The sequence below is a fragment of the Collinsella aerofaciens genome, from assembly GCF_041537385.1.
Classification (GTDB): domain Bacteria; phylum Actinomycetota; class Coriobacteriia; order Coriobacteriales; family Coriobacteriaceae; genus Collinsella; species Collinsella aerofaciens_BV.
In genome coordinates this window covers 195,551-220,030 of record NZ_JBGORS010000003.1, presented here as the reverse complement: position 1 = coordinate 220,030, position 24,480 = coordinate 195,551, and the positions used below count along the sequence as shown (strand labels likewise).

The following is a 24,480-nucleotide window of genomic DNA, read 5'->3' as shown; positions in this document are numbered from 1 at the left end:
CGTTTCCTCACAACAAATTACCCCCGGCATACTTTGCACGTATATCCGTTCGTGTTACACTTCTCCCTGCTGTTTCAGGGCGGGGTGGAATTCCCCACTGGCGGTAAATCGGGCGGTGTCAAAGGGACGCCGTGGCGCAGGCGAGATGCCTGCGACCGAGCCGATGAGTCCGCGACCCGTGCGTGTGTTGGTTCGCATGCCGGCTGAACTGGTGAGATTCCAGTACCAACGGTTAGAGTCCGGATGAAAGAGGCAGGTGATCTTATGTCTGAACAGTCGCAGCATATCCATTTTGAGAACACGAATAGGTGGAGCACCAAACAGCTCGTTACCATGGCGTTGATGTGCGCCTTGGGAGCACTGTTTATGTATGTGCAGCTTCCCATCCTCCCCTCGGCGCCGTTTTTGACGTATGACCCGTCGCTGGTGCCGGCGATGGTATGTGGGTTTGCGTATGGCCCCGGTGCCGGCACAGCTGTTGCCGCCATGGCGATCGTTATCCATGCGCTCACCACGGGTGACTGGGTCGGCGCGCTTATGAACCTGGTGGCTACGCTGGGTTATATTCTGCCCGCGGCTATCGTCTACCAGAAGATGCATACCTATAAGGGTGCCGTGATTGGTCTGGTGCTCGGCGTTATTGCCGCTACGGTGCTTTCTATGGTCGCAAACCTTACCATTGGTGTTTGGTTCTGGTATGGCTCGGTCGACGTGATCGCCCCGCTCATGATTCCTGCCGTGCTGCCGTTCAACCTTATCAAGACCGTTCTCAACTCGGTGTTGACGCTGGCGGTGTACAAGGCGGTCTCCAACCTCATCACGCCCAAGAAGGACCAGGTCAAAGGCCGCGCATGATTGAGTGTCGGGGCGTTTCCTTTAGCTATGACGGTGCCGTACCGGCACTCGACGGCGTCGATCTGAACATCGAGGACGGGGAGTTTTTCTGCATCCTCGGTGGCAATGGGTCGGGCAAGTCGACGTTTGCCAAGCATCTGAATGCACTGTTGCAGCCCGATGCGGGCACGGTACACATCAACGGCATGGATGCGTCCGACCCCGAGCTGGTCTACGACATTCGTTCGACCGCGGGCATGGTATTCCAGAATCCCGATGACCAGCTGGTGGCAACGCTTGTCGAAGATGACGTTGCGTTTGGTCCCGAAAACCTTGGCGTGCCATCGGCGCAAATTGCGCAGCGCGTACGCGAGGCGCTGGAGGGCGTGGGTCTGGTGGGCTTTGAGCGCCACGAGACCCATGCACTTTCGGGTGGCCAAAAGCAGCGCGTGGCGCTTGCCGGTGTGCTCGCCATGGAACCGCGCGTGCTCATATTGGACGAGGCTTCTTCGATGCTCGATCCGCGTGGACGCAAGGGCCTCATGAAGGCTTGCCGCGCGTTGCACGATCGCGGCATGACCATCGTGATGATTACGCACTTTATGGAAGAGGCTGCCGAGGCCGATCGTGTCGCGGTGTTTCGGGCGGGGCACGTTGCCATGCTCGGTACGCCCGAGGAAATCTTGACACGGGCGGACGAACTTGCGCAGCTCAACTTGGATATGCCGGCGTCGTGTTGCTTGGGCACGGCGCTTCGCACGAAGGGCGTGCCCGTTCATGCGCAGGTGCGCGAGGTGGATATGGTCGCCGAGATTGCGCAGGCATATGCCGAGCGAAGTGGGGCAGGCACCGTAGGGCGTCCTTCTGCATCCGATTCTCGTGTGCTCGACAACGCCTCCTCTGCAACCGATGGGACAGCCACGTCGGAGCCCGTCATCGAGATTTCGCACCTCTCGCATAGTTACTCGCTGAGCGCCCGCGAGCGCCGCCGCTGGCATAAGCGCTCGGTCACTGCGGGCAAATCGAGCAAACAGGCTCTCTGGGGAAACGACCCCAGCAGTCCGTGGGCGCTGCGCGATGTATCGCTGACGGTGCGTCGCGGCGAGTTCCTGGGCCTGGCAGGTCATACCGGTTCGGGTAAGTCGACGCTGGTCCAGCATCTCAACGGTTTGATTCGCCCCCAGGAGGGATCCGTTCGCGCGCTGGGGCTCGATCTGTCAAACAAGAAAGACGCCGCCGCGGTTAAGGCCAAGGTCGGCGTGGTGTTTCAGTATCCTGAGCGTCAGCTGTTTGCCGAAACCGTGACGCAGGACGTGGCGTTTGGCCCGCACAACCTTGGCTTGCCGCAAGATGAAGTCGACCGTCGCGTCGAGTCGTCGCTCTCGCGCGTGGGCCTCGACCTTTCCACGGTCGGCGACAAGAGTCCCTTCGAGCTTTCGGGCGGTCAGCAACGGCGTGTGGCATTCGCCGGTGTGCTCGCCATGGAGCCCGAAGTCCTGGTGCTCGATGAACCCATGGCGGGGCTCGATCCGGCTGCGCGCAGGGATTTCCTTGAGCTTATCGATCGACTTCACCGCGATGGCCTGACCGTTGTCATGGTTTCACACAGCATGGATGACCTGGCCAATTGCTGCGACCGTATCGTCGTAATGAACGAAGGTGCGGTGTTTGCCGAGGGAACCCCCGCGCAGGTGTTTGCGCATGCCGATGAGCTCAAGTCGATCGGCTTGGGCGTACCTGCTGCTCAACGCATGGCGTTGGCGCTCGCGGAGGCGGGCGTGCCGCTGCGTTGCGGCGGGCTCTATACGGTTGAGTCGCTGGCAGACGAGTTGGTGGACCTGCTAATCGGTCGCTCGGACGGTCCTTCTAACGTCGCGGACATTGCTAAATCCAAGACGGTCGCGCGAGAGGAGGGCTGCTAATGGAGGCGTTTTCGTTTGGCAGCTACTATCCTGGCGATAGTGCAATCCACCGCCTGGACCCGCGAACCAAGTTGCTCTTGGGCTTTGTGTTTCTGATCACGACGCTCACGGTCAGTGGCTTCCGCGGACTGGCACCGGTCGCAATTTTCGTTGTGCTGATCTATGCCGTGTCTCGGGTGCCGGTTCGTCGCGTTCTGTCGTCGATGGCGCCGCTGCTGGCAATCGTCGTCGTGGTCGCGGTGCTCAACTTGTTTACCGATCAGAGTGGGCGCATCCTGTGGCAGCTCGGCTTTCTGCAGATAAGCGAGGGCTCGCTGCGTTCTGCCGCCTTTATGGCGTGCCGCCTGAGCTTGATGATGGCCGGTATGAGCGCTATTACGCTCACCACGCCGACGCTCGACCTCACCGCAGGTTTTGAGCGTTTGCTCGCACCATTTGCGCGCGTGGGGCTTCCGGCGCACGAGCTCGGCATGATTATGGGTATCGCGCTGCGGTTTATGCCGCAATTTGCAACCGAGATGAAACAGACGGCCGATGCACAGGCAAGTCGCGGCGCGCGCGTGACGGGCGGTCCGCTTGGCGGTGTGCGCATGCTCGGCAGTGTGGCGATTCCGCTGTTCACCGGCGTGTTCCGTCATGCCGAGACGCTTTCGGCCGCCATGGATGCGCGCTGTTATCACGGCGAGCAGGGACGCACGCGTCTGCATGCGCTTGCGTTTGGCCGGGGGGATGCACTGGCAGCGCTGGCGATGACGCTGCTGGTGACATGCGTTGTCGTTATCAATCTTCAACTCGTCTAAGCTCGATTCGAGCGCAAGAAAGGGGTCTCTATGACCGACATCGATCGCACGGCTCAGCTCGAGCGTGCCTGCTCGTATCTCAGACGCATTCCGGCGTGGTATCTGGCCACGACCGATGCGAGCGACGGGCATCAGCCCCGCGTGAGGCCGTTTTCGTTTGCCATGGTCGATGACGACAAACTGTGGTTTTGCACGTCGCGCGACAAGGACGTATGGGCGGAGTTGAGCGCGAATCCCAAGTTTGAGGTATCGGGCTGGAAGCCGGGGGAGTGCTGGATCGTGTTAACTGGCGAGGCCGCGCTCGAGGATGATGCAGTCGTGAGCGACAAGGTGCGCCAGGCAGGCTTTAAGCACATGGTGGGCATTGGCGAGCAACACGATAGCGCCAACGACGGTCGCCTTGCATTCTTCTCGGTCCGCAACATCGCCGCGCGATTCTGCGATATCGACGGCAGCGAAGAGCTCCTTGAGCTCTAATTTCCCAAATTGACTACCCATTCCAAAAAGACTGGTCAGGCGACAGGAGGAAACGTGGACGGATTGAATACGGTTTTGGAGTATCTGACGTCGGTGCCGGCGTGGTACTTGGCGACGAGCGTAGACGGGCAGCCACATGTGCGTCCGTTCTCGTTTGCACAGATTCAGGACGGCAAGCTGTGGTTTGTGACAGCGCGCACTAAAGATGTGTGGCAGGAGCTGCTGCAAAACCAGCGCTTTGAGGCCACGAGTTGGTGGCCGGGCCATGGCTGGCTCATCTTGCGCGGGCGCGCTGGCTTGGATGACCGGGCTTTAGACGAAATGCGCGAAGCCGGGTGGAAGCATCTAGAGCGCCTGGGCGAGCACTATGAGGGGCCTAACGACCCCACGCTCGTCTTCTTTAGCGTCGAGGATCCCGAGGCTTTTATCTGCAATCACGACGAATGGGTGCCGGTCGAGCTCTAGCCAACCGGCTCATCCTAACAACTTGGTTTTCGCATGGGCGGGCCCCGTATTGCCCGGCGCCGTTAGGAGCGTCGGTCAATACGGGGCCCGCTCTATTTGTCAATTCCTTCAAGCGAATGTGTCGGGAATGTTTCAATGCATGAATATGCAAGCCATTTACGTGTTAATGCATCTTTTGGTGCTAAAGTTTCAACCCACTTCATAACGACCGCTGCGAAATGCGCATCGGTGCATAAATCGCAGACAAGGAGTCTGATATGTCTTTGAAGGTTGGAATCGTCGGCGCGGCTGGATATGCCGGAGCCGAGCTCATTCGCCTCGTGCTCGGTCATCCCGAGTTTGAACTTGTTGCCATTACGTCCAACGCCGATGCCGGCCAGCCGCTGTCCGCGGTGTATCCGAGCTTTGCTGGCGTGAGCGATCTTGTCTTCACGACGCACGATGCTCCCGAGCTTAAATCCTGCGACGCTGTCTTTTTGGCCGTGCCGCACACCGCCGCCATGGCACAGGTGCCTGCACTGCTTGCCGCAGGCGTTTCCTGCTTCGACTTGTCTGCCGACTACCGCCTGAGCGATCCGGCCGTGTTCGAGGCTTGGTATGCCGCCGAGCACACGAGCCCCGAGCTGCTCAAGACCCGTGCCTTTGGTCTGCCCGAGCTGTTCTGCCAGGACTTGGAGACCGCCGCATCCGACCATGCCGACGGCAAACCCGTGCTGGTCGCCTGCGCCGGTTGCTATCCCACCGCAACGAGCCTTGCCGCCGCGCCCGCCGTGCGCGCGGGCTGGGTGGCCGAGAACGGTCCTGTGATTGTCGATGCCATTAGCGGTGTGACGGGCGCCGGTAAGTCCTGCAACGCCCGCACCCATTTTTGCAGCGCCGACGAGAACTTGGAGGCCTACGGCGTGGGCAAGCATCGCCACACGCCCGAAATCGAGCAGATCTTGGGCCTAACCGATCGCGTCGTCTTTACCCCGCACCTGGCACCGCTCAAGCGCGGTCTACTCTCTACGGTGACGATGTCGCTTACGCCGCAGGCTATCGATACCTTGACCCTTGAAGACGTTGTCGACCATTACAAGCAGTTCTACGCCGGTCGCACCTTCGTGCGCGTACTCGATGTCGGTCAGCAGCCCAAGACGGCTTCGGTCGTCGGCACCAACGCCGCCCAGATTGGCGTCGCGCTCAACAAGCGCGCGGGTGTGCTTGTGGCGACGGGCGCCATCGACAATCTGTGCAAGGGCGCTGCGGGCCAAGCGGTCCAGTGCGCCAACATCGTCTTTGGTTTTGATGAGCGACGAGGCTTGCCCACAGTGGCGTGCCCGGTGTAGCACATTCGATTGTTAACGATTTGGTAGTCGGGCATCGAGTGGGGCGCCACTCTTAAGCTGGTCTCATGATCACGACTGGCATGGCGCACCAACCGATGTCCGTTTTTTTGTTTGACATAAGGAGTCATAAAGACGATGAATACCGAGCTGTTTGATATCAAGATTCGCGCCGTCGAGGGTGGCGTTACGGCTGCGGCTGGTTTTAAAGCCGCAGGCATCCACGCTGGGTTCCGCAAGAACCCCGAGCGTCTAGATTACGCGCTCGTCGTGCCCGATAAACCCTGTCCCGGTGCCGGCGTGTTTACCACCAATCGCTTTTGCGCGGCGCCCGTGCAGGTGAGCCGTGCCAACCTGGGCGGTGCCGACAAGGGCTACGGTATCATCGCCGGTGTTTCGGTCAACTCTGGCAATGCCAACGCCGCCACGGGTGAGACCGGCCTTGCATGCGCGCGCGAGACGTGCAGCATCGCATCGCAGGTCATCGGCTGCGAGCCCCAGCAGATTCTGGTTGCCTCTACGGGTGTGATTGGCCAGATTCTGCCGATCGACACGTTTGAGACCGCCATTCCTGCTGCCTACGAGGCACTCTCCGCCCACGGTGGCGCCGATGCCGCTCGCGCCATCATGACGACCGACACGCACTCCAAGGAGTACGCCGTATCCTACGTCAGTGAGGCTGCGGGTCGTGCGGGCAATGTCTATACGGTAGGCGGAATGTGCAAGGGCTCGGGCATGATCATGCCCAACATGGCCACCATGATCGCAGTTATCACCACCGATGCCCCCGTCGAGCCTGTGGCACTTCATGCCCTGCTGCTCTCGACCGTCAAGCAGACCTTTAACAAGGTAACGGTCGATTCCGACACCTCGACCAACGACACCTGCATCATGCTTGCCTCCGGCGCCGCTGCCGCAGATGCCGAGCCTATCGTCGAGGGCTCCGATGCCTTTGACGAGTTGGCATTTGCCGTGCACGAGGTGTGCGAGAGCCTGGCGCGCAATATCGCCGCCGATGGTGAGGGCGCATCTAAGCTTGTTACGGTCAACGTTACCGGCGCCGTGAACGACGAGGAGGCCGATATCGCCGCCCGTGCCGTTGCCAACTCGCCGCTCGTTAAGACCTGCATCGCCGGCCACGACTGCAACTGGGGCCGCGTTGCTATGGCGCTTGGCAAGTGCGGCGTGAAGTTTAATCAGGAAGACGTTTCCATCGACATGATGGGCATGCCTGTCTGTCGCGACGGTCTGACTGTTCCCTTTGACGAGGACGAGGCTCTGCGACGTTTTGAGGCGTCCGAGATTGTGATCTCGGCAGACCTGGGCGCAGGCGACGCGGCGACCACCGTGTGGACTTGCGACCTCACGCACGAGTACATCTCCATTAACGGCGACTACCGTTCCTAGATTCCAGACACGCTGCGCATCTTGCCGCGATTGCGGACAGCGGAGCACGGCGCGATAACGATACGAAAGACGAGGCAGATTATGAAATTCGCACGCGATTGTCGTTCGAGCGAATCCAACGAAGCAACCGCGCAGCTGCTGTTCGAAGCGCTGCCGTGGATTAAGAACCTGACCGGCAAGACGGTTGTTATCAAATATGGCGGAGCCGCCATGGTCGACGAGCAGCTGCGCCGCGACGTGATGAGCGACATCGTGCTGCTCAAGATCATCGGCATGCGCCCTGTTATCGTGCACGGTGGCGGCAAGGCCATCAACGAGGCGCTTAGCCACTACGACATCCCCGTCGAGTTTAAGAACGGCCAGCGCGTGACCACGCCGGCGACCATGGATATCGTGCGCGAGGTGCTGGGCGGTAAGGTCAACCAGGAGCTGGTCGCGGCGCTCAACCATCACGGCAACCTGGCCGTGGGCGTTTCGGGCAGCGATGCCGGTACGCTCATCGCCGAGCCGCTCGACCCCGAACTCGGCCGCGTAGGCAAGGTCACGCACGTCAACACCGACTATATCGAGCGCCTGCTCGATAGCGAGTACATCCCCGTCATCGCTACCGTTGCGGCGGGGGAGGACGGCGGTTTCTTCAACATCAACGCCGATACCGCCGCCGGTGCCGTTGCGGCGGCGCTGCATGCGCATAAGGCGATCTTTTTGACCGACGTCGACGGCCTGTACAAGGACTTTAGCGACAAGGATTCACTTATCTCCAATCTGACGCTCGATGAGGTCAATGAGATGCTCTACGGCGGCGAGGTCGATAAGGGCATGATTCCCAAGCTGCGTGCTGCTGTCGATGCGCTTGCCGGTGGCGTATTTCGCGCTCACATCATCAACGGCACCACGCCGCATTCGCTGCTGCTGGAGCTGCTGACCGATGCCGGCGTCGGCACCGTGATCCATTCCACCGAGACGGCTTACGAGTTCGATACACATCCGCATCCGCTTTCGACGTTTGCTGCGCGTCTGACCGAGAACCTCGACGAGGTCGAGAAGCTTCAGACGGTCTAACTGACTCGCAGCCGCCCCATTCCTGCACCCATAGGCCTGCGCCGTCTGGCGCCCAACGAAAGGCATCCCATGTCACTTGCGGCTCAGCAATCGCTTGAATCCCATTACGTTATGCATACCTTTGGCCGCTCTCCGGTCGAGTTTGTCGAGGGTCACGGCATGAAGCTCACCGGCGACGATGGTCGTGAGTACCTCGACTTTCTTGCCGGCATCGGCGTGTGCAGCCTAGGTCATGGCGACCCGGCTGTGCTCTCGGCGCTCGAGGCACAGACCAAAAAGCTCATGCATGTCTCCAATTACTTCTACATCGAGCAGCGTGGACAGGTCGCGGCGCTGCTGTCCAAGCTTGCCAACGACGACTTAGATGGTGCACGCGTGCTTGCCGATGCCATTGCCGCCGGCGATGAGACCACGGCAGCTGCTCTTGGTGCCCCGGCTGCGGACGAGCAGGTGTGGGAGACCTTCTTTGCCAACTCCGGCGCCGAGGCCAACGAGGGCTCGATGAAGCTCGCGCGCCTGTACGCCAAGCGTGCCGGTAATGGCGGCAACACCATCGTGTGCATGCGCGGCGGCTTCCACGGCCGTACGCTCGAGACCATTGCCGCCACCATGCAGGATTGGCTGCAGGACAGCTTCCGCCCGCTGCCGGGTGGCTTTGTGGCCTGCACGCCCAACGATGTCGATGAATTGCGTGCGATCTTTAAGCAGCTGGGCAGTGAAATTTGCGCCGTGATGCTCGAACCGATCCAGGGTGAGAGCGGTGTGCACCCCATGACCGAGGAGTTTATGGCGGCAGCGCGCGACCTGGCACACGAAGTGGGCGCCGTGCTTATCGCCGACGAGGTCCAGTGCGGTATCTTCCGCACGGGTAAGCCGTTTGCGTTCCAGACCTATGGCGTGGAGCCCGACATCATGAGCCTTGCCAAGGGCATTGCTGATGGCGTGCCCATGGGTGCCGTCGTCGCAAAGAAGGAGATTGCCGACGTGTTTGAGCCGGGCGACCACGGCTCGACCTTTGGCGGTAGCTGCTTGGCCGTCGCGGCGTGTGCCGCGACGCTCTCCGCGCTCGTGCGCGGCGATTATGCCGACCACGCTGCCAAGGTAGGCGCCTATATGGAGCAGGCGCTGGTTAAGCTTCCGCATGTGGTAGAGGTGCGTGGCCGTGGCCTGATGCTCGGCTGCGATCTGGACGATACTGCGGGTGATGCACACGACGTTGTGGCCCGTGCATTGGGGGCTGGTGCCGTGATCAACGCTACAGGTGCACATACGCTGCGTTTCCTGCCGCCGCTCGTGTGCGAAGAGGCCGACGTGGACAGCCTAATCGAGATCCTATCGGGTGTCTTGGGCTAACGCGGCGCAATAACTCAATTTGGACCGGGTTCCGGACTGCGGACGTGCCATATGCGGCACGATTCGGCGGTCTGGAGCCCGTTTTGCCATAAATCTGCAATGGCCAGGAGAGCCTTTGGACAAAAAATGCCAAATATGAGTACTGTCACCAGTTGAATCTCATATGAAACCGACTACCTAGGATTAGTTAGACCACACATGTTCAGTTATGTTAATGGGAAAACAGCTAGTAAAGGCTTCAAATCGCTGATTCAGAGCTAGATTTATCCAGCGAAACCCAAAAATCGCTGCTACAAAATTGGTAACAGTACTCATTTTTGCCATTTTTTGGCCACGGCCTTTGTGACGGACGTGCTGGCGGGTTCGAATCCCATGCGCTGAGCCCGAAAAAGAAAGGCCTCCATCGCTGGAGGCCTAACAAATCAGTGGTGGGCGATGAGGGATTCGAACCCCCAGCCTTGTGCGTGTAAAGCACCTGCGCTAACCGTTGCGCCAATCGCCCGTGCGGAGAGAGTATAGCAAAACAATCGCCTCATTCATCTCATATCCATTAAAGGTAACCGTCGCGTGTCGGCGCGGAGCTGATTCAGTTGAGATTGCCTGAACATTCCGCCCCTTTTTACGCCCTCGGGTATACTCAAAAGCTATTGATTCGATTTGATGCCCAGCAACAGCAGAGGGGATAGTATATGTGCGGTTTTGTCGGTTTTGTCGGTGGGACGGATAACCAATCCGAGGTGCTCACCAAGATGATGGACCGCATCGTCCATCGCGGTCCCGACATGGGCGGTCAGTTTATCGACGGCCGCGTTGCCCTGGGCTTCCGCCGCTTGTCGATCCTCGACCTGACCGAGGCCGGCGCTCAGCCCATGGCCAATGAGGACGGCAGCGTCGTTATCGTCTTCAACGGCGAGATCTACAACTTCCAAGAACTCCGTTCCGAGCTCGAGGCCAAGGGCTACCAGTTCCACTGCGGCGCCGACACCGAGAGCCTCCTGCACGGCTACGAGGAGTGGGGCGAGGCAGTACTCGATCGCTTGCGCGGTATGTACGCCTTCGTCATCTGGGACAAGAAGAAGAACAAGCTTTTTGGCGCCCGCGATATCTTTGGCATCAAGCCGCTCTACTACTATCCCATGGCCGATGCGGGCGACGGCGCTCCGGGCGTGCTCTTTGGTTCCGAGATCAAGAGCTTCCTGGACTACCCGCACTTCCACAAGGCGGTCAACAAAAAGGCCCTGCGTCCGTACATGACGCTGCAGTATTCGGCAACCGAGGAGACCTTCTTCGAGGGTGTCTACAAGCTGCCGCCGGCGCATTACTTTACCGTAGACATCCCGACCGGCAAGATGAACATCGAGCGCTACTGGGATTGCGATTACTCTGCCGTCGAGAAGCCGTTTGAGGAGTACGTCGACGAGCTGGACGAGGTCGTGCACGAGAGCGTCGAGGCCCATCGCATCGCCGACGTCAAGGTCGCGTCGTTCCTCTCCGGCGGCGTCGACTCCAGCTACATCGCCGCTTGCCTCATGCCCGACAAGACCTTCTCGGTGGGCTTCGATTACAAGAATTTCAACGAGACTAACTATGCCAAGGAACTTTCTGACAAGCTCGGCGTCGAGAATGTCCGCAAGATGATTACCGCCGACGAGTTCTTCGGTGCGCTCGAGGACATCCAGTATCACATGGACGAGCCGCAGTCCAACCTGTCTTCCGTGCCGCTGTGGTTCTTGGCCGAGATGGCCCGCAAGGACGTCACCGTCGTGCTTTCGGGCGAAGGTGCCGACGAGCTCTTTGGCGGCTACGCCTACTACGAGGACACGGTCCCGGTCCGCAAGTACAAAAAGATGGTACCGCTGCCCATCCGTCGCGCGCTCGGTAACCTGGCGTTGCATATGCCGTACTTCAAGGGACATAACTTCCTGGTCAAGGGTGCCGAGATCCCTGAGAAGTCGTTCCTGGGACAGGCTCTGGTATGGCCGGAGCGCGAGGTCGACGGCGTGCTCAAGCCCGAGTACAACACCGGCGATGGCGCCTTCGAGCTTGCCGCCCCCATCTATGCGCGCGTGAAGGGTCAGCCCGAGCTGGTCAAGAAGCAGTACCTGGACATGAACATGTGGCTCCCGGGCGACATTCTGCTCAAGGCCGACAAGATGTGCATGGCGCACTCGCTGGAGCTGCGCGTGCCCTTCCTGGACCGCAAAGTCATGGAGTTCGCCGAGCACATTCCCGACCGCTACCGCATCAACGAGAACGGCAACAAACAGGTACTCCGCCACGCTGCCAACAAGTCGCTGCCCGATGAGTGGGCCACCCGTCCCAAGGTGGGCTTCCCGGTGCCGATTGTCTACTGGCTGCGCGAGCAAAAGTGGTACGACTATGTCAAGGAGTACTTCACCGCGCCGTGGGCAAGCGAGTTCTTCGATACCGACGAGCTCATGCACCTGCTCGATCTGCACTTTGCGGGCAAGGGCGATTTCCAGCGCAAGATCTATACGCCGCTCGTGTTCCTGGTGTGGTACAAGCGCTTCTTTATCGACGAGGACCAGCCCGCTGTTCAGGCTGCCTAGCCTCGGCTTACGAACGCCTGCGCGTAACGGCTCCTTCGGGAGCCGTTTTTGCGCAGGTGCGTTTCAGTTACTATAAAAACCGTCCCTGCCAAATGGCTGAGAAAGGTGAAAGATGCACCATTCGGATTCCGCGACCGTGACCACGGTCGATACGCTTGCCAAGCTTCTCGATGTGTGCGGCGAGCTGCGCGCATCAGAGCAGGTTGACGAGCGTGCCGTGACCGGCTGCTCGTTTGATTCGCGCGCGGTCTCGGCAGGTGACGTGTTCTTTTGCAAAGGCGCTGCCTTTAAGCCCGCGTTTTTGAGCATGGCGCTCGATGCGGGCGCCGTCGCATTTGTGTGCGAAGAGTCGCTGGTCGAGTCTCTGGAGCCGCTGGCGCAGGAGAGCGGTGCTGCGATGCTGGTTGTTGATAGCGTTCGCACGGCCATGGCCCTGTTGCCGCCGGAGGTCTACGACCGTCCCGACCACGATGTCAAGATCGTGGGCATCACCGGTACCAAGGGAAAGACCACGGCCGCTTTTATGCTTCAGTCCATCATCAAGGCAGCGGGCGAGTCCTGCGGCATGATCGGCTCGGTGAGTACCGACGATGGCATCGAGTGCTACGAGAGCACCAATACTACGCCCGAGGCCCCCGAGGTCTGGCGCCATATCGCCAACTGCCGTGAGTCCGGTCGCCAGTCCATGGTCATGGAGGTCTCGAGCCAGGCGCTCAAGTACCAACGCGTCGAGAATCTGCCGTTTGACGTGGCGTGCTTCCTCAACATCGGCCGCGACCACATCTCGCCGATCGAACATCCCACGTTTGAGGATTATTTTGAGAGCAAACTCAGGATCTTTGACCAGGCAAAGACCGCCGTGGTGAATCTGGGCACCGAAGAGGTCGACCGTGTGCTGGAGGCAGCGTCGACGGCCGAGCGCTTGGTGACCGTTGGCGTCGAGCATCCCGAGGCAAGCCTGTGGGCGAGCGACGTACGCATGGTCGGCTTTAGCATCGAGTTCAACTTGCATGGCCTGTGTGCCGACGAGTCCGAGGCGGGGGAAAAGGTCCTGCTGGGTATCGCGGGAGACTTTAACGTGGAAAACGCACTGGTCGCTATCGCCGCTGCGCGCGAGATCGGCATCGGTATCGATGCCATCAAGAAGGGCCTCTCCAAACTGCGTGTGCCGGGCCGTATGGAGGTCGTGGAGTCGAAGGACGGCCGCGTGATTTGTGTCGTCGACTACGCGCACAACCAGCTTTCGTTCCGCTCGCTTTTCTCGTCGGTCAAGCGCGCGTTTCCCGCTAGCCCCGTCATTGCGCTGTTTGGCGCTGCCGGCGGCAAGGCGCAGGAGCGCCGCGAGCAGCTTCCGCGCGAGGCCGCACCATATTCCGACCTGATGATCTTTGCCAACGAGGACCCGGCTCACGAGGACCCGATGAAGGTCTGTCGCGAGCTTGCCGAACATGTTCCCGACGATACGCCGAACAAGATCATCCTCGATCGCGAAGCCGCTGTGCATGCGGCGTTCAAGGCGGCGCGCGAGGAGTACGTCAACCCCGATGCTCCCACCATTGTCTTGCTGCTGGCAAAGGGTGACGAGGAGCTCATGCACGTGGGCGACGAGTTCGTGCCCATCGAGAGCGACCTTTCGTTGGCCAATCGCCTGATCGATGTTACCCAGTTTGACTAATGAACCATGACGGCGGCGGCGCCCTGAGTGCGCTGTCGCCATAAGCGTGTTCCCTCAAGCAAAGCATGCCGTCCAAGTCCAAACCCTTCTACGTAAACGGAGTAACCATGTCCCACAACACCCTGCCGACCGTTGCCGAGCTTTCGGGCGAGATGCGCGAGCGTTTGGCCAAGGTCAAGTACGTCTTTACCGACCTGGATGCCACGATGCTCGCACCCGGCTCGTGCGTGCTGCGCGACAACGACGGCAACCCCTCGACCAAACTCGTCGAGGCCGTCGTGGCACTTGCCCGCGCTGGTATTCAGGTGGTTCCCACCTCGGGCCGCAACCGCACCATGATCCACGAGGATGCGCGCGTGCTCGGCCTCAACTCCTACATTGGTGAGATGGGCGGCCTGGTCATGTACGACCTCAAAGCCAACGATTGGGAGTATCTGACCGGCGACATGCCCTACGACCCTTCTTGCGGCCTTACTCCGCACCAGGTGATCGAGCAGACCGGTGTGTGCGAGAAGATCCTCGCCCGCTGGCCGCACAAGATCGAGTATCACAACGACATGTCGACCGGCTACAAGTACCGCGAGGTCACCGTCGGCATGCGCGGCGACATCCCCGATGACGAGGCGCAGGCCATCCTCGACGAGGCCGGCTGCGGCTTGGTGTGGGCCTGTAACGGTCACCTGACGCATCTGTCCAAGCCGACGACGCTCGAGCTCGATCGCGTCGAGGACGGTCGCGCATTCAACATCAACCCCACGGGTCTCAACAAGGGCGTTGCCATTGCGCGCTTCTGCGAGCACCTGGGGATCGAGCGCGAGGAGACGCTCGCGCTCGGTGACTCTGAGTCCGACTTCTACATGGCCGATCACGTGGGCACGTTCTGCCTGGTCGAGAATGGCCTGACGAGCGCCGGCGCGCCCGAGTTCCTGGCTGCTTGCGAGAACGCTTTCGTTACGCGCGGTAAAATTGTCGACGGTTGGGCAGCGACGGCAGAGCTGCTGGTCGCGGCGCGTTCGTAGTGCGGCGTCGCCGCACTTGGACATGTCTTTTCGAGAGAGACTGGTGAGGTAATGTCCGATATCGAGAATCCGACAGGCGACACGCGCCCGATTGGCGTGTTCGATTCTGGTTTGGGCGGTCTGACGGTTGCGCGCGCCATCGCGACGGTGCTGCCGCACGAGTCCGTCTACTACTTCGGCGACACCAAACGCTGCCCCTACGGCACGCGCACCGAGGATGAGGTGCGCTCGTTTGCGTTGCAGGCGGGCCGTTGGCTGTCGAAGCACGACGTCAAGATTATGGTCATCGCCTGCAACACGGCGACCGCCGCGGCCTTGCGTCTGGCCCAGCAGGTGCTCGACGTTCCCGTGATCGGCGTGATCGCGCCGGGTGCCCGTGCGGCAATCAACAGCACCCGTTCGCGTCGCGTGGGCGTGCTCGCCACCAACCTCACCATTCGCTCGGGCGCCTACACGCGCGCCATCCAGGACCTGGATGCCGGCGTGGACGTGTACGGCTGCCCTGCTTCGAGCTTTGTCGAGGTCGTCGAGCATGAGCTCGCGTCGGGTGCGCACCTGCAGGAACAGTGGCTCGAGAACGAGGACATCTTCGATACGCCTGCCGTGCGTGCGCTGGTGGGTACCACGGTTGAGCCGCTGCGCGACCACGGTATCGATACCGTGGTGCTCGGCTGTACGCATTTTCCGCTGTTGGTGGGACCTATCCGCCATGCGCTGGGGCCTGGGGTGCGTGTCGTGAGTTCCGCCGAGGAGACCACGCGCGAGCTGACCGATATCCTCACGCGCCGCGAGCAGCTGGCGGGCGACGCCGCCGAGCCGCAGCATCGTTTTGCCACAACGGCCGATAACATTGCCGAGTTTGCGGTGGCGGGCAGCTTTATCTTTGGTCAGCCGCTCAAGAGCATCGAACATATCGATATCGATGAGCTGAAGTAGATGTAAGGCAGCCGCCAAAGCCTTCGCCGCACCTTTTGCCGAAAGGATTTTTCTATGGAGTACATGCAGGTCAACCGCGCCAACGGTCGCGCCGCCAACGAGTTACGCCCCGTTAAGCTCACCCGTGGCGTCATGAAGCACGCCCACGGCTCGTGTTTGGCCGAGTTCGGCGACACGCGCGTGCTGTGCGCCGCCACTATCGAGGAGGGCGTGCCGGGCTGGCGAAAGGGAGCTAAGGCCGGCTGGGTGACCGCGGAGTACGCCATGCTGCCGGCGTCGACCGGCAAGCGCTGCAAGCGCGAGCACGCCAACCGCAAGGGTCGCTCCATGGAGATCGAGCGCCTCATTGGCCGCAGCCTGCGTACCGTCGTCAACATGAAGGCACTCGGCGAGTACACCGTTACCGTCGACTGCGATGTGATTCAGGCCGATGGCGGTACGCGTACGGCGAGCATTACCGGCGCCTGGGTGGCGCTGCACGACGCCCTCGCCATGTGGGTCGAGGCGGGCAAAATCGAGCGCATCCCGCTTACCGGCCAGGTGGCCGCCATCTCCATGGGCGTTGTCGACGGCAATACGCTGCTTGACCTCGATTATTCCGAGGACAGCCATGCCGAAGTCGACATGAACCTCGTCGCCACCGACACCGGTGAGATGATCGAGCTCCAGGGCACCGGCGAGCAGGCGCCCTTTGACCGCAAGCGCCTCAACGCCCTGCTCGACCTGGGCGACAAAGGCATCGCCGAGCTCATCGAGCTCCAGCGCCAGGCCCTCGCCTAACCTACCAAAAAGTGACAGGTTTATTTTGGCAGGTTTTATCTGGGAAAACGTCGAAGTATAAGACTGCCGTTGATTGAGAGAGGAGAGGCGGAGGCCCTCGTCGCCTTCGGCGCGGCATTGCTATAGAGACAAGGAGACCACTCATGGCACTTGAGAAGATCGACATCGACACCCTCGACCCGGCGGCGACCATTGTCGTGGCAACGGGCAACGCCCATAAGCTCACCGAGATCGAGGCCATTTTGGGCAAGGTCATGCCCGAGGTTCGCTTTGTGGCGCTCGGCCAGCTGGGCGATTTTGAGGACCCCGAGGAAAACGGCACGACGTTTTTGGAGAATGCCATCATCAAGGCGCAGGCTGCCGTCGAAGAGACGGGGCTCATGGCTATTGCCGACGATTCGGGTCTGGTCGTCGACGCACTGGACGGTGAGCCCGGTGTGTATAGCGCGCGCTACGCGGGCGTTCACGGCGACGATGCCGCCAACAACGCCAAACTGCTCGTGAATCTGGAGGGCGTGGCAGACGAGGACCGCACCGCGCGCTTTATGAGCGTCGTTGCGCTCATCGATACGGACGGCCTGGTCACCTATGGCGAGGGCGCCTGCGAGGGCGTTATCGCGCACGAGGGCCGCGGCGATCACGGCTTTGGCTACGACCCGCTGTTCCTGCCGGTCGATACGCCGGGCAAGACTATGGCCGAGCTCACGGCGGACGAGAAGAACGCCATCAGCCATCGATTCCATGCGCTCGAGCACCTATCCGCCAAACTGACGGGCGAGGAGTAAGCCGTGCGTGCGGTGGTGCAGCGCGTACTCAATGCCGGCGTGACAGTCGACGGCGAGTGCGTGGGCAAAATTGGGCGCGGCTATCTGGTGCTGTTGGGCGTGGGCCACGGCGACACGCGCGCCGAGGCTGATAAGCTGTGGGGCAAGCTCCGCGGCTTGCGTATTAACGAGGACGAGAACGGTAAGACCAACCTGGCACTTGCCGATGTCGACGGCGAGGTTCTCGTAGTGTCGCAGTTCACGCTGTTCGCCGATTGCCGTCACGGCCGCCGCCCATCGTTTACCGATGCAGGCGCCCCCGATGTTGCCAACGAGCTCTACGAGTACTTCCTGACGCTCGTTCGCCAAGATGTCGAACACGTGGCGCACGGCATCTTTGGCGCCGATATGAAGGTCGACCTGGTCAACGACGGTCCGTTCACCATCGTCCTCGATACCGACAATCTGTAAGTAGCCAAATTAGCTACTTGCGCGTATTTGTAACAGGGTGCTATAGTATTAGAGTTTTGTCTATCTTAGGGGTATTATCCCCTTTTTGAATTGCACCTTCTGGAGGCCCTGTTCATGGAAGAGATGGAAGTCAATCACGTCGACGACATCCACGAGAAGCTGACCGATATGGTGGGCGATCGCGTCAAGGTTAAGGCCAACATGGGCCGCACCCGCGTCGTCGAGCGCATGGGCACCATCAAGAGCGTCCATCCGGCAGTCTTTATCGTCGAGGTTGACGAGCGTCGCGGCCGCAAGTCGCGTCAGTCCTACCAGTATATCGATGTCCTCACCGGTCAGGTCGAGCTGTTCGACCCCGAGAGCGGCGAGCATATCTTTACCCCGCTCGGCAATCAGCTCGAGGAGCATTAACGGTGACCGATTGGTCCCTGACCCTTTCCGCGCCGGCAAAGATCAACCTCTATCTGGGGGTTCATACCGAGCGTGACGACCGCGGCTACCACAGGGTCGATTCCCTGATGGCAGCTGTCGGTCTTTCCGATACCGTGACGGTTACGCCGGCACAGGCGCTGACCGTCCAGACGGTTCCGGCATCAGATTTTCCCATGCAAAAGAATACGGCGTATCGGGCTGCGGTTGCTATGGCCGGGCATTATGGTCGCGAGGCAAACATCTGCGTGACGATTGAGAAGCGCATTCCATTGTGCGCCGGCTTGGGCGGTCCCTCGACGGATGCGGCCGCAGTCATTGTTGCCTTGGCGGAGCTCTGGGGAATTGATCGCACCGATCCCGCGCTGGACAACATCGCGCGCGGTATTGGCGCCGACGTTCCCTTCTTTTTGCACGCGAGCCCCGCGTTCTACGTAGGTGGGGGAGACGTGCTGGCAACTGAGTATCCCGCGCTGCCCGCAACGCCCGTCGTGTTGGTCAAGCCGCGCGAGGCAAGTGTTTCGACAATTGAAGCCTATCGACGTTTTGACGAGGCCCCAGTGCCTGCAGACAAGCCCGGCGCGATAGCTTCTGCCTTGCGTTCCGGTGATGCCGAGACGGCGTATGCGCTCATCCATAACAACCTGGGTGTCATTTCCGCACAGATGGAGCCGCAGATTCAAATGGTTCTCGATTGGCTGCGTAAACAGGACGGCACCGTTGCTGTAGATGTGTGCGGATCGGGTGCCTGCTCGTTTGCCATTTGCGACACCGCCGCCACGGCCGAAAGGCTTGCCGACGCTGCCCTGCAAAACGGCTGGTGGTCCTGCGCGACGGAGCTCATTCCCAACACGGTTCGCATCGAAGTGCTAAAGAAGTAAAAATTTCTCTAGCACACGACGGAAATCTTTGTTACTATAGTCGAGCTAACGGGTTGTGGCTCAGTTTGGTAGAGCACTGCGTTCGGGACGCAGGGGTCGCTGGTTCAAATCCAGTCAACCCGACCAGAGCATGAGGAGGGACCGCTTCTTGCGGTCCCTTTTTTTAGCTATTGTTGTGATACCGCGATACCCGCGGTATACTCATTCGAGCTTGTCTCGCTGTATTGTGGAGGTCTACATGTTTGGACTGAGGGCTCCTGAGCTCATCATTATTCTCGTCGTTGTCCTGATTATCTTCGGGCCCAAGAACCTGCCGAAGCTCGGCAAGTCTCTCGGCTCTACCGTCAAGAATATCCGCGAGGGTATGGAGGGCGACGATAAGGCCGAGACCAAGCAGGCCGAGGAGGTCGTGGTCGAGCAGTCCGAGGAGGACAAGGAGATCGCTGAGCTCGAGGCCAAGCTCGCTGCTGCCAAGAAGAAGCAGGCAGAGGACAGCGACGCGGACGCAGAGTAGTCCCATCCCTTTGGGGTGAGCACCTGACCGGCTTGCCCGCAGGCTAGCCGGTCTTTTTCGTTTTGTTGACAGTTGATTGTTTGATCAGAGTTGGGGAGATATCCGTATGGACGCAAGCCAGATCGTACTGACCGCTGAGGGCCGCCAGAAGCTCGTCGAGGAGCTCGCTTGGCGTGAGGGCGATTACGCCAAGGAGATCGTCGAGGACATCAAGGAAGCCCGCGCGTTCGGCGACCTTTCGGAGAACTCCGAGTACGATGCCGCCAAGGACAAGCAGGCCCAGAACGCCGCTCGTATTGCCGAGATCCAGGCCATCCTCGCCAACGCTCAGGTTGCTGCCACCACGGGCGATCTGACCGTCTCCATCGGTTCCACCGTTTCTCTGATTGATCCCAACGGTGAGGTCATGGAAGTCACGCTCGTCGGTACCACCGAGACCAACTCGCTCGAGCACAAGATTTCCAACGAGTCTCCGGTCGGCCATGCCATCATCGGTCACGGCGAGGGCGACTCCGTCGAGGTCGTTACGCCTTCTGGCAAGACTCGCGTCTACACCATCGCCAAGATTGCACGCTAGACCACGGTCCCGCGTAAAGGTATGTTTTCGCTCCCTGGGACCGAATCCTGGGGAGCGTTTTAGTTTGAGGAGCTAACTTATGGCAGAGAACCAGAACGCCGCAGATCAGGCATCGACGCTCAACGACGAGCGCGCCACCCGCCTGGCCAAGCGCGCCGCCCTGTTCGAGGCGGGCCAGAACCCCTATCCCGAGCACTCTGAGCTTGAGGACTACGTTGCCGATATCGAGGCTAAGTACGCCGAGCTTGCCGATGGCGAGGACACCGAGGACGTCGTGAAGATCGCCGGCCGTGTGGTCGCCAAGCGCGGTCAGGGCAAGATCATGTTCATCGTCGTGCGCGATGCGACTGCCGAGATTCAGCTGTTCTGCCGCATCAACGACATGGACGAGGCTGCCTGGAATACGCTCAAGGCCCTCGACCTGGGCGACATCCTGGGCGTGACCGGCGTGGTCGTGCGCACCCAGCGCGGCCAGCTTTCCGTTGCCCCTAAGAGCGCGACCTTGCTTGCCAAGGCCGTTCGTCCGCTGCCCGAGAAGTTCCACGGTCTTTCCGACAAGGAGACCCGCTATCGCCAGCGCTATGTCGACCTGATCGCCAACGACGACGTTCGCGAGACCTTCCGTAAGCGTTCGCAGATTCTTTCCACCTTCCGTCGCTTTATGGAGTCCGACGGCTACATGGAGGTCGAGACCCCCATCCTGCAGACCATCCAGGGCGGCGCTACCGCCAAGCCGTTCATCACGCACTTCAACGCGCTCGATCAGGAGTGCTACCTGCGCATTGCTACCGAGCTGCACCTCAAGCGCTGCATCGTCGGCGGTTTTGAGCGCGTGTTCGAGATCGGCCGTATCTTCCGTAACGAGGGCATGGACCTTACCCACAATCCCGAGTTCACCACGATGGAGGCCTACCGTGCCTTCTCCGACCTCGAGGGTATGAAGGCGCTCGCCCAGGGTGTCATTAAGGCGGCTAACAAGGCCATCGGCAACCCCGAGGTCATCGAGTACCAGGGCCAGACCATCGACCTTTCTGGTGAGTGGGCCAGCCGTCCCATGACCGACATCGTCTCCGACGTGCTCGGCAAGCAGGTCACCATCGACACGCCGGTCGAGGAGCTTGCTGCCGCCGCGCGCGAGAAGGGCCTGGAGATTAAGCCCGAGTGGACTGCTGGTAAGATCATCGCCGAGATTTACGATGAGCTGGGCGAGGACACCATCGTCAACCCGACCTTCGTGTGCGATTATCCCATCGAGGTCAGCCCGCTCGCCAAGCGTTTTGAGGACGACCCGCGCCTGACGCACCGCTTTGAGCTGGTTATCGCCGGCCACGAGTACGCCAACGCGTTCTCCGAGCTCAACGACCCGGTCGACCAGGCCGAGCGCTTTGCCGCTCAGATGGCCGAGAAGGCTGGCGGCGACGACGAGGCCATGGAGTACGACGAGGATTACGTGCGCGCCCTCGAGTACGGTATGCCTCCCGCGGGCGGCATCGGCATCGGTATCGACCGCGTGGTCATGCTGCTCACCAACCAGGCTTCTATCCGCGACGTACTGCTGTTCCCGCACATGAAGCCCGAGAAGGGTTTCCAGTCCGGTGCCGCTGCCGCCAAGGCTGCAGAGGCCGGCAACGCCGCGAGCCCGTTCGTTAAGTCGCTTAAGCCCACGGTTGATTATTCCAAGATTGCCGTCGAGCCGCTGTTTGAGGAGTTCGTCGACTTTGATACCTTCTCCAAGAGCGACTTCCGCGCCGTGAAGGTCAAGGCATGCGAGGCCGTCAAGAAGTCCAAGAAGCTGCTGAACTTTACGCTCGACGACGGCACCGGCACCGACCGTACCATCCTCTCCGGCATTCACGGTTATTATGAGCCCGAGGACCTGGTCGGCAAGACCTTGCTCGCCATCACCAATCTGCCGCCGCGCAAGATGATGGGCATTCCCAGCTGCGGCATGCTCATCAGCGCTATCCACGAGGAGGATGGTGAGGAGCGTCTCAACCTGATCCAGCTCGACGCTTCCATCCCTGCCGGCGCAAAGATGTACTAGGGGGTTACGCGGGTTTACCAACCCGCGTAACCAGTTGACGCTGCAAGCCCGCCAGAGCGGCAATCTGCCTTTCAACTTCGGCGGCATGACCAAAAGGTCAATGCCGCCTTGTTTCAAGGCACCTTGCTCACTCTGGCGGGCTTTCGCTGTCGTTGCCAGGACATCGGCGTTGCTTGGCTGTCAAGATGTAATCGTTGGGGGTGTTCTAATTGTAGTCCTGAACGTCGCTCGCTGTCCGTCCTCTACCTGCGGCGGTGACTTTGTTGACACTTAGAACATCGATGTAGCCATTGGGGACGGTCTTAAACGACTACCCAACGGCTATTGCGCACATGGCTCGTATAGCAGTCGTCTCTTTTATGTTTCCTTTAGCCGTCGCTGCCTAGGATGGGGGTTAGTCGGCAGGAAGGGAGTGCCTATATGGACGATGTGAGCGAGCGCGCAATTGAAGAGGAGATGCTCGATCAGTTCAATTACTTCGATGATGAGGACGAGGAGCTGATCGATCGTCGCGAGCCGGCGTCGCTCGATGCTTTCGACCTTGTTGATGAAGAGCCCGACGAGGACGAGGTCGAATCGACGGAACCCCCACAGCCTTCGCGCCCCGATTCGCTATTCTCGAGAGTCCCTATGCACCACGGCGTTCGTGCCGGCGCGCTCCATATGAAAACTGATTGGCACCAGATCGTGACGGCAGGCGATGAGCTTGCCGTCGATGCGCCGCTCACCGATAAATCATCCATCATCTGCCGCACCGGCATGCTTATGCTGGCAAGCGGAACAGGTGCCTGGCGCGTACGCGATACCATGAATCGTGTTGCTGCCGTACTCGGCGTCACGATTCACGTCGACCTGAGTCTCCTGTCGTTTGAGTGCACCTGCATCGAAGGCGGCCACTGCTTTAACGAGGTCGTCAGCCTACCCACAACGGGAGTCAATACCCATCGCATTTGGATGATGGAGAGCTTCTTAAAGGAAATCGAGGTTTACGGGCGCCGGTTTACCGTGCATGAGTACCACGAGATGCTCAAGACCGTTGAGAGTTCAAAACCCGATTACACTCCCTGGCAACAGGGCCTTGCGGCGGCCTGTGCTTGTGGCGCCTTTGTCTTTTTGCTCGGCGGCGGCCCTATCGAGATGGCTTGTGCATTTGTGGGCGCTGGTGTCGGTAACTTTGCTCGCTCCCATATTCTCAAGCAGGGTCTTGGCCAGTTTAGCGCGCTGACGATCGGCGTTGCGCTCGCTTGCGTTTCGTATCTGCTGGCATTGCTCGGCCTTGGCCAGGTCATTCCGGGGGCAATGTCGCACCAAGAAGGCTATATCGGCGCCATGCTCTTTGTGATTCCCGGCTTTCCCCTCATTACGGCAGGCCTCGACATCGCTAAGCTCGATATGCGAAGCGGCATTGAGCGTCTTTCGTACGCTGTGTCGATTATTGTGATGGCGACCCTTGCGGGCTGGATGGTTGCCGAGTGTGTGGGGCTGGCACCGGATGATTTTGCCCCGCTCGGCCTTTCGCCGCTTGCCCTTACGCTCCTGCGCGTGGTGATGAGCTTCGTTGGCGTATTCGGCTTCTCGGTTATGTTCAACAGTCCGGTAAAGATGGCAGCGGCGGCAGGGCTCATCGGCGCCGTGTCTAATACCTTGCGCCTTACGCTCGTCGATGCGCCGACGCTGTTTCCCTTCTTGGGTCTGAGTGTAGGTATGCCTCCCGAGGCGGCTGCGTTTACCGGCGCGTTGGTATCGGGGCTGCTTGCGAGCTTAGCCGAAATCAAGCTCACCTACCCACGTATCGCCCTCACGGTGCCATCGATTGTCATTATGGTGCCGGGTTTGTATCTGTATCGCTCGATGTATTACATGTGCACCTTCGACACGGTCAATATGCTCGGCTGGTTTGTGCGTGCGGTGCTCATCGTGGCGTTTTTGCCCGTTGGTCTGGGTGTGGCACGCACACTCACTGACCCTCGCTGGCGCCACACCAGCTAATTGGTACAAGGGGGATAGGTCACTTTGCACCAAATGAGTTGCGGTGAAATAGGGACTGAATTGCTGCTTAAAGGGTCAAAACAGTCCGTATTCCACCGCAACTTATGGGGTCGGGGGATTATTGGTGCCCTGCATCTTCACAAACTCAACGCTTACGAAGCGCGGGGTTTTCGTGCTAGGCTGGTT

22 protein-coding genes, 2 tRNA genes and 1 riboswitch are annotated in these 24,480 nt (G+C 60.2%); of the genes, 23 read left to right on the top strand and 1 reads right to left on the bottom strand.

The genetic code is table 11. The features are described from left to right. Window positions 1–66: 66 nt before the first annotated feature. Window positions 67–259: riboswitch (FMN riboswitch) on the top strand. Window positions 260–264: 5 nt separating this feature from the next. The 9 genes from ACEG18_RS06215 to ACEG18_RS06175 all read left to right on the top strand — a co-directional run bounded on the left by ACEG18_RS06215 (window position 265) and on the right by ACEG18_RS06175 (window position 9,645). Further along, entirely contained in the window at window positions 265–855 is a 591-nt protein-coding gene (locus ACEG18_RS06215; protein ID WP_055309442.1) for an ECF transporter S component, read from the top strand. Next, window positions 852–2,756 carry an energy-coupling factor transporter ATPase gene (locus ACEG18_RS06210; RefSeq protein ID WP_372541771.1) on the top strand — a complete coding sequence of 635 codons (1,905 nt, stop codon included), beginning with the start codon at window positions 852–854 and terminating at the stop codon, window positions 2,754–2,756. The genes ACEG18_RS06215 and ACEG18_RS06210 overlap by 4 nt, the downstream gene beginning before the upstream one ends. Next, entirely contained in the window at window positions 2,756–3,556 is an 801-nt protein-coding gene (locus ACEG18_RS06205; RefSeq protein WP_372541769.1) for an energy-coupling factor transporter transmembrane component T family protein, read from the top strand. Before ACEG18_RS06210 ends, ACEG18_RS06205 begins: the two co-directional genes overlap by 1 nt. A 30-nt stretch (window positions 3,557–3,586) precedes the next feature. Beyond that, on the top strand, window positions 3,587–4,033 hold the full coding sequence (locus ACEG18_RS06200) for a pyridoxamine 5'-phosphate oxidase family protein (protein ID WP_372541768.1): 447 nt from the start codon (window positions 3,587–3,589) through the stop codon (window positions 4,031–4,033). Between the two features lie 54 nt (window positions 4,034–4,087). Continuing rightward, window positions 4,088–4,498: a pyridoxamine 5'-phosphate oxidase family protein gene (locus ACEG18_RS06195; protein WP_099432117.1), complete on the top strand. Its 411-nt coding sequence runs from the start codon at window positions 4,088–4,090 to the stop codon at window positions 4,496–4,498. Between the two features lie 257 nt (window positions 4,499–4,755). Next, a complete protein-coding gene (gene argC / locus ACEG18_RS06190; RefSeq protein ID WP_372541767.1) occupies window positions 4,756–5,826 on the top strand; it encodes an N-acetyl-gamma-glutamyl-phosphate reductase in 1,071 nt (356 codons plus the stop codon). A 135-nt stretch (window positions 5,827–5,961) separates the two neighbouring features. Beyond that, window positions 5,962–7,230: a bifunctional glutamate N-acetyltransferase/amino-acid acetyltransferase ArgJ gene (argJ, locus tag ACEG18_RS06185; RefSeq protein ID WP_372541765.1), complete on the top strand. Its 1,269-nt coding sequence runs from the start codon at window positions 5,962–5,964 to the stop codon at window positions 7,228–7,230. A gap of 81 nt (window positions 7,231–7,311) precedes the next feature. Further along, entirely contained in the window at window positions 7,312–8,292 is a 981-nt protein-coding gene (gene argB / locus ACEG18_RS06180; protein WP_117806086.1) for an acetylglutamate kinase, read from the top strand. 69 nt (window positions 8,293–8,361) lie between these two features. Then, window positions 8,362–9,645 carry an aminotransferase class III-fold pyridoxal phosphate-dependent enzyme gene (locus tag ACEG18_RS06175; protein WP_372541763.1) on the top strand — a complete coding sequence of 428 codons (1,284 nt, stop codon included), beginning with the start codon at window positions 8,362–8,364 and terminating at the stop codon, window positions 9,643–9,645. Between the two features lie 426 nt (window positions 9,646–10,071). Here ACEG18_RS06175 and ACEG18_RS06170 read toward each other — a convergent pair. Beyond that, a tRNA-Val gene (locus tag ACEG18_RS06170) sits at window positions 10,072–10,147 on the bottom strand. Window positions 10,148–10,334: 187 nt separating this feature from the next. On the opposite strand from ACEG18_RS06170, the gene asnB reads away from it, so the two are divergent. The 14 genes from asnB to ACEG18_RS06100 all read left to right on the top strand — a co-directional run bounded on the left by asnB (window position 10,335) and on the right by ACEG18_RS06100 (window position 24,294). Next, a complete protein-coding gene (asnB, locus tag ACEG18_RS06165) occupies window positions 10,335–12,215 on the top strand; it encodes an asparagine synthase (glutamine-hydrolyzing) (protein ID WP_099432112.1) in 1,881 nt (626 codons plus the stop codon). A 112-nt stretch (window positions 12,216–12,327) separates the two neighbouring features. Further along, window positions 12,328–13,890, top strand: coding sequence for a Mur ligase family protein (locus tag ACEG18_RS06160; RefSeq protein ID WP_372541761.1), 1,563 nt, complete (start codon window positions 12,328–12,330; stop codon window positions 13,888–13,890). Between the two features lie 107 nt (window positions 13,891–13,997). After that, window positions 13,998–14,909: an HAD family hydrolase gene (locus ACEG18_RS06155; RefSeq protein ID WP_372541759.1), complete on the top strand. Its 912-nt coding sequence runs from the start codon at window positions 13,998–14,000 to the stop codon at window positions 14,907–14,909. 51 nt (window positions 14,910–14,960) lie between these two features. After that, a complete protein-coding gene (gene murI / locus ACEG18_RS06150) occupies window positions 14,961–15,845 on the top strand; it encodes a glutamate racemase (protein ID WP_372541758.1) in 885 nt (294 codons plus the stop codon). Window positions 15,846–15,899: 54 nt separating this feature from the next. Continuing rightward, window positions 15,900–16,625 (top strand): ribonuclease PH, encoded by a 726-nt coding sequence (gene rph, locus ACEG18_RS06145; protein WP_372541756.1) that lies wholly within the window; start codon window positions 15,900–15,902, stop codon window positions 16,623–16,625. A gap of 143 nt (window positions 16,626–16,768) precedes the next feature. Then, window positions 16,769–17,410 carry an RdgB/HAM1 family non-canonical purine NTP pyrophosphatase gene (gene rdgB, locus ACEG18_RS06140; protein ID WP_022094898.1) on the top strand — a complete coding sequence of 214 codons (642 nt, stop codon included), beginning with the start codon at window positions 16,769–16,771 and terminating at the stop codon, window positions 17,408–17,410. 3 nt (window positions 17,411–17,413) lie between these two features. Beyond that, window positions 17,414–17,860, top strand: coding sequence for a D-aminoacyl-tRNA deacylase (dtd, locus tag ACEG18_RS06135; protein ID WP_089572532.1), 447 nt, complete (start codon window positions 17,414–17,416; stop codon window positions 17,858–17,860). A 114-nt stretch (window positions 17,861–17,974) separates the two neighbouring features. After that, the gene (locus ACEG18_RS06130) at window positions 17,975–18,271 is read left to right on the top strand and encodes a Veg family protein (RefSeq protein ID WP_006234957.1); all 297 of its coding nucleotides are present in this window, start codon (window positions 17,975–17,977) and stop codon (window positions 18,269–18,271) included. Window positions 18,272–18,273: 2 nt separating this feature from the next. Continuing rightward, window positions 18,274–19,170: a 4-(cytidine 5'-diphospho)-2-C-methyl-D-erythritol kinase gene (ispE, locus tag ACEG18_RS06125; RefSeq protein WP_372541753.1), complete on the top strand. Its 897-nt coding sequence runs from the start codon at window positions 18,274–18,276 to the stop codon at window positions 19,168–19,170. A gap of 49 nt (window positions 19,171–19,219) precedes the next feature. Beyond that, a tRNA-Pro gene (locus tag ACEG18_RS06120) sits at window positions 19,220–19,296 on the top strand. Window positions 19,297–19,408: 112 nt separating this feature from the next. Continuing rightward, complete coding sequence (gene tatA, locus ACEG18_RS06115) at window positions 19,409–19,684, top strand: twin-arginine translocase TatA/TatE family subunit (protein WP_022094895.1); 276 nt, start codon at window positions 19,409–19,411, stop codon at window positions 19,682–19,684. A gap of 106 nt (window positions 19,685–19,790) precedes the next feature. Continuing rightward, a complete protein-coding gene (gene greA, locus ACEG18_RS06110; RefSeq protein ID WP_006234960.1) occupies window positions 19,791–20,261 on the top strand; it encodes a transcription elongation factor GreA in 471 nt (156 codons plus the stop codon). 79 nt (window positions 20,262–20,340) lie between these two features. Further along, window positions 20,341–22,305, top strand: coding sequence for a lysine--tRNA ligase (gene lysS / locus ACEG18_RS06105; RefSeq protein WP_372541751.1), 1,965 nt, complete (start codon window positions 20,341–20,343; stop codon window positions 22,303–22,305). 420 nt (window positions 22,306–22,725) lie between these two features. Continuing rightward, a complete protein-coding gene (locus ACEG18_RS06100; protein ID WP_372541749.1) occupies window positions 22,726–24,294 on the top strand; it encodes a threonine/serine exporter family protein in 1,569 nt (522 codons plus the stop codon). The last annotated feature ends 186 nt before the right edge of the window (window positions 24,295–24,480 follow it).

Bases quoted from the DNA above. Each gene is read 5' to 3' on its own strand.
- ACEG18_RS06215 (WP_055309442.1), top strand. From the start codon at position 265: ATGTCTGAACAGTCGCAGCATATCCATTTTGAGAACACGAATAGGTGG.
- ACEG18_RS06210 (WP_372541771.1), top strand. From the start codon at position 852: ATGATTGAGTGTCGGGGCGTTTCCTTTAGCTATGACGGTGCCGTACCG.
- ACEG18_RS06205 (WP_372541769.1), top strand. From the start codon at position 2,756: ATGGAGGCGTTTTCGTTTGGCAGCTACTATCCTGGCGATAGTGCAATC.
- ACEG18_RS06200 (WP_372541768.1), top strand. From the start codon at position 3,587: ATGACCGACATCGATCGCACGGCTCAGCTCGAGCGTGCCTGCTCGTAT.
- argC (WP_372541767.1), top strand. From the start codon at position 4,756: ATGTCTTTGAAGGTTGGAATCGTCGGCGCGGCTGGATATGCCGGAGCC.
- argJ (WP_372541765.1), top strand. From the start codon at position 5,962: ATGAATACCGAGCTGTTTGATATCAAGATTCGCGCCGTCGAGGGTGGC.
- argB (WP_117806086.1), top strand. From the start codon at position 7,312: ATGAAATTCGCACGCGATTGTCGTTCGAGCGAATCCAACGAAGCAACC.
- ACEG18_RS06175 (WP_372541763.1), top strand. From the start codon at position 8,362: ATGTCACTTGCGGCTCAGCAATCGCTTGAATCCCATTACGTTATGCAT.
- asnB (WP_099432112.1), top strand. From the start codon at position 10,335: ATGTGCGGTTTTGTCGGTTTTGTCGGTGGGACGGATAACCAATCCGAG.
- ACEG18_RS06160 (WP_372541761.1), top strand. From the start codon at position 12,328: ATGCACCATTCGGATTCCGCGACCGTGACCACGGTCGATACGCTTGCC.
- ACEG18_RS06155 (WP_372541759.1), top strand. From the start codon at position 13,998: ATGTCCCACAACACCCTGCCGACCGTTGCCGAGCTTTCGGGCGAGATG.
- murI (WP_372541758.1), top strand. From the start codon at position 14,961: ATGTCCGATATCGAGAATCCGACAGGCGACACGCGCCCGATTGGCGTG.
- rph (WP_372541756.1), top strand. From the start codon at position 15,900: ATGGAGTACATGCAGGTCAACCGCGCCAACGGTCGCGCCGCCAACGAG.
- rdgB (WP_022094898.1), top strand. From the start codon at position 16,769: ATGGCACTTGAGAAGATCGACATCGACACCCTCGACCCGGCGGCGACC.
- ACEG18_RS06130 (WP_006234957.1), top strand. From the start codon at position 17,975: ATGGAAGAGATGGAAGTCAATCACGTCGACGACATCCACGAGAAGCTG.
- tatA (WP_022094895.1), top strand. From the start codon at position 19,409: ATGTTTGGACTGAGGGCTCCTGAGCTCATCATTATTCTCGTCGTTGTC.
- greA (WP_006234960.1), top strand. From the start codon at position 19,791: ATGGACGCAAGCCAGATCGTACTGACCGCTGAGGGCCGCCAGAAGCTC.
- lysS (WP_372541751.1), top strand. From the start codon at position 20,341: ATGGCAGAGAACCAGAACGCCGCAGATCAGGCATCGACGCTCAACGAC.
- ACEG18_RS06100 (WP_372541749.1), top strand. From the start codon at position 22,726: ATGGACGATGTGAGCGAGCGCGCAATTGAAGAGGAGATGCTCGATCAG.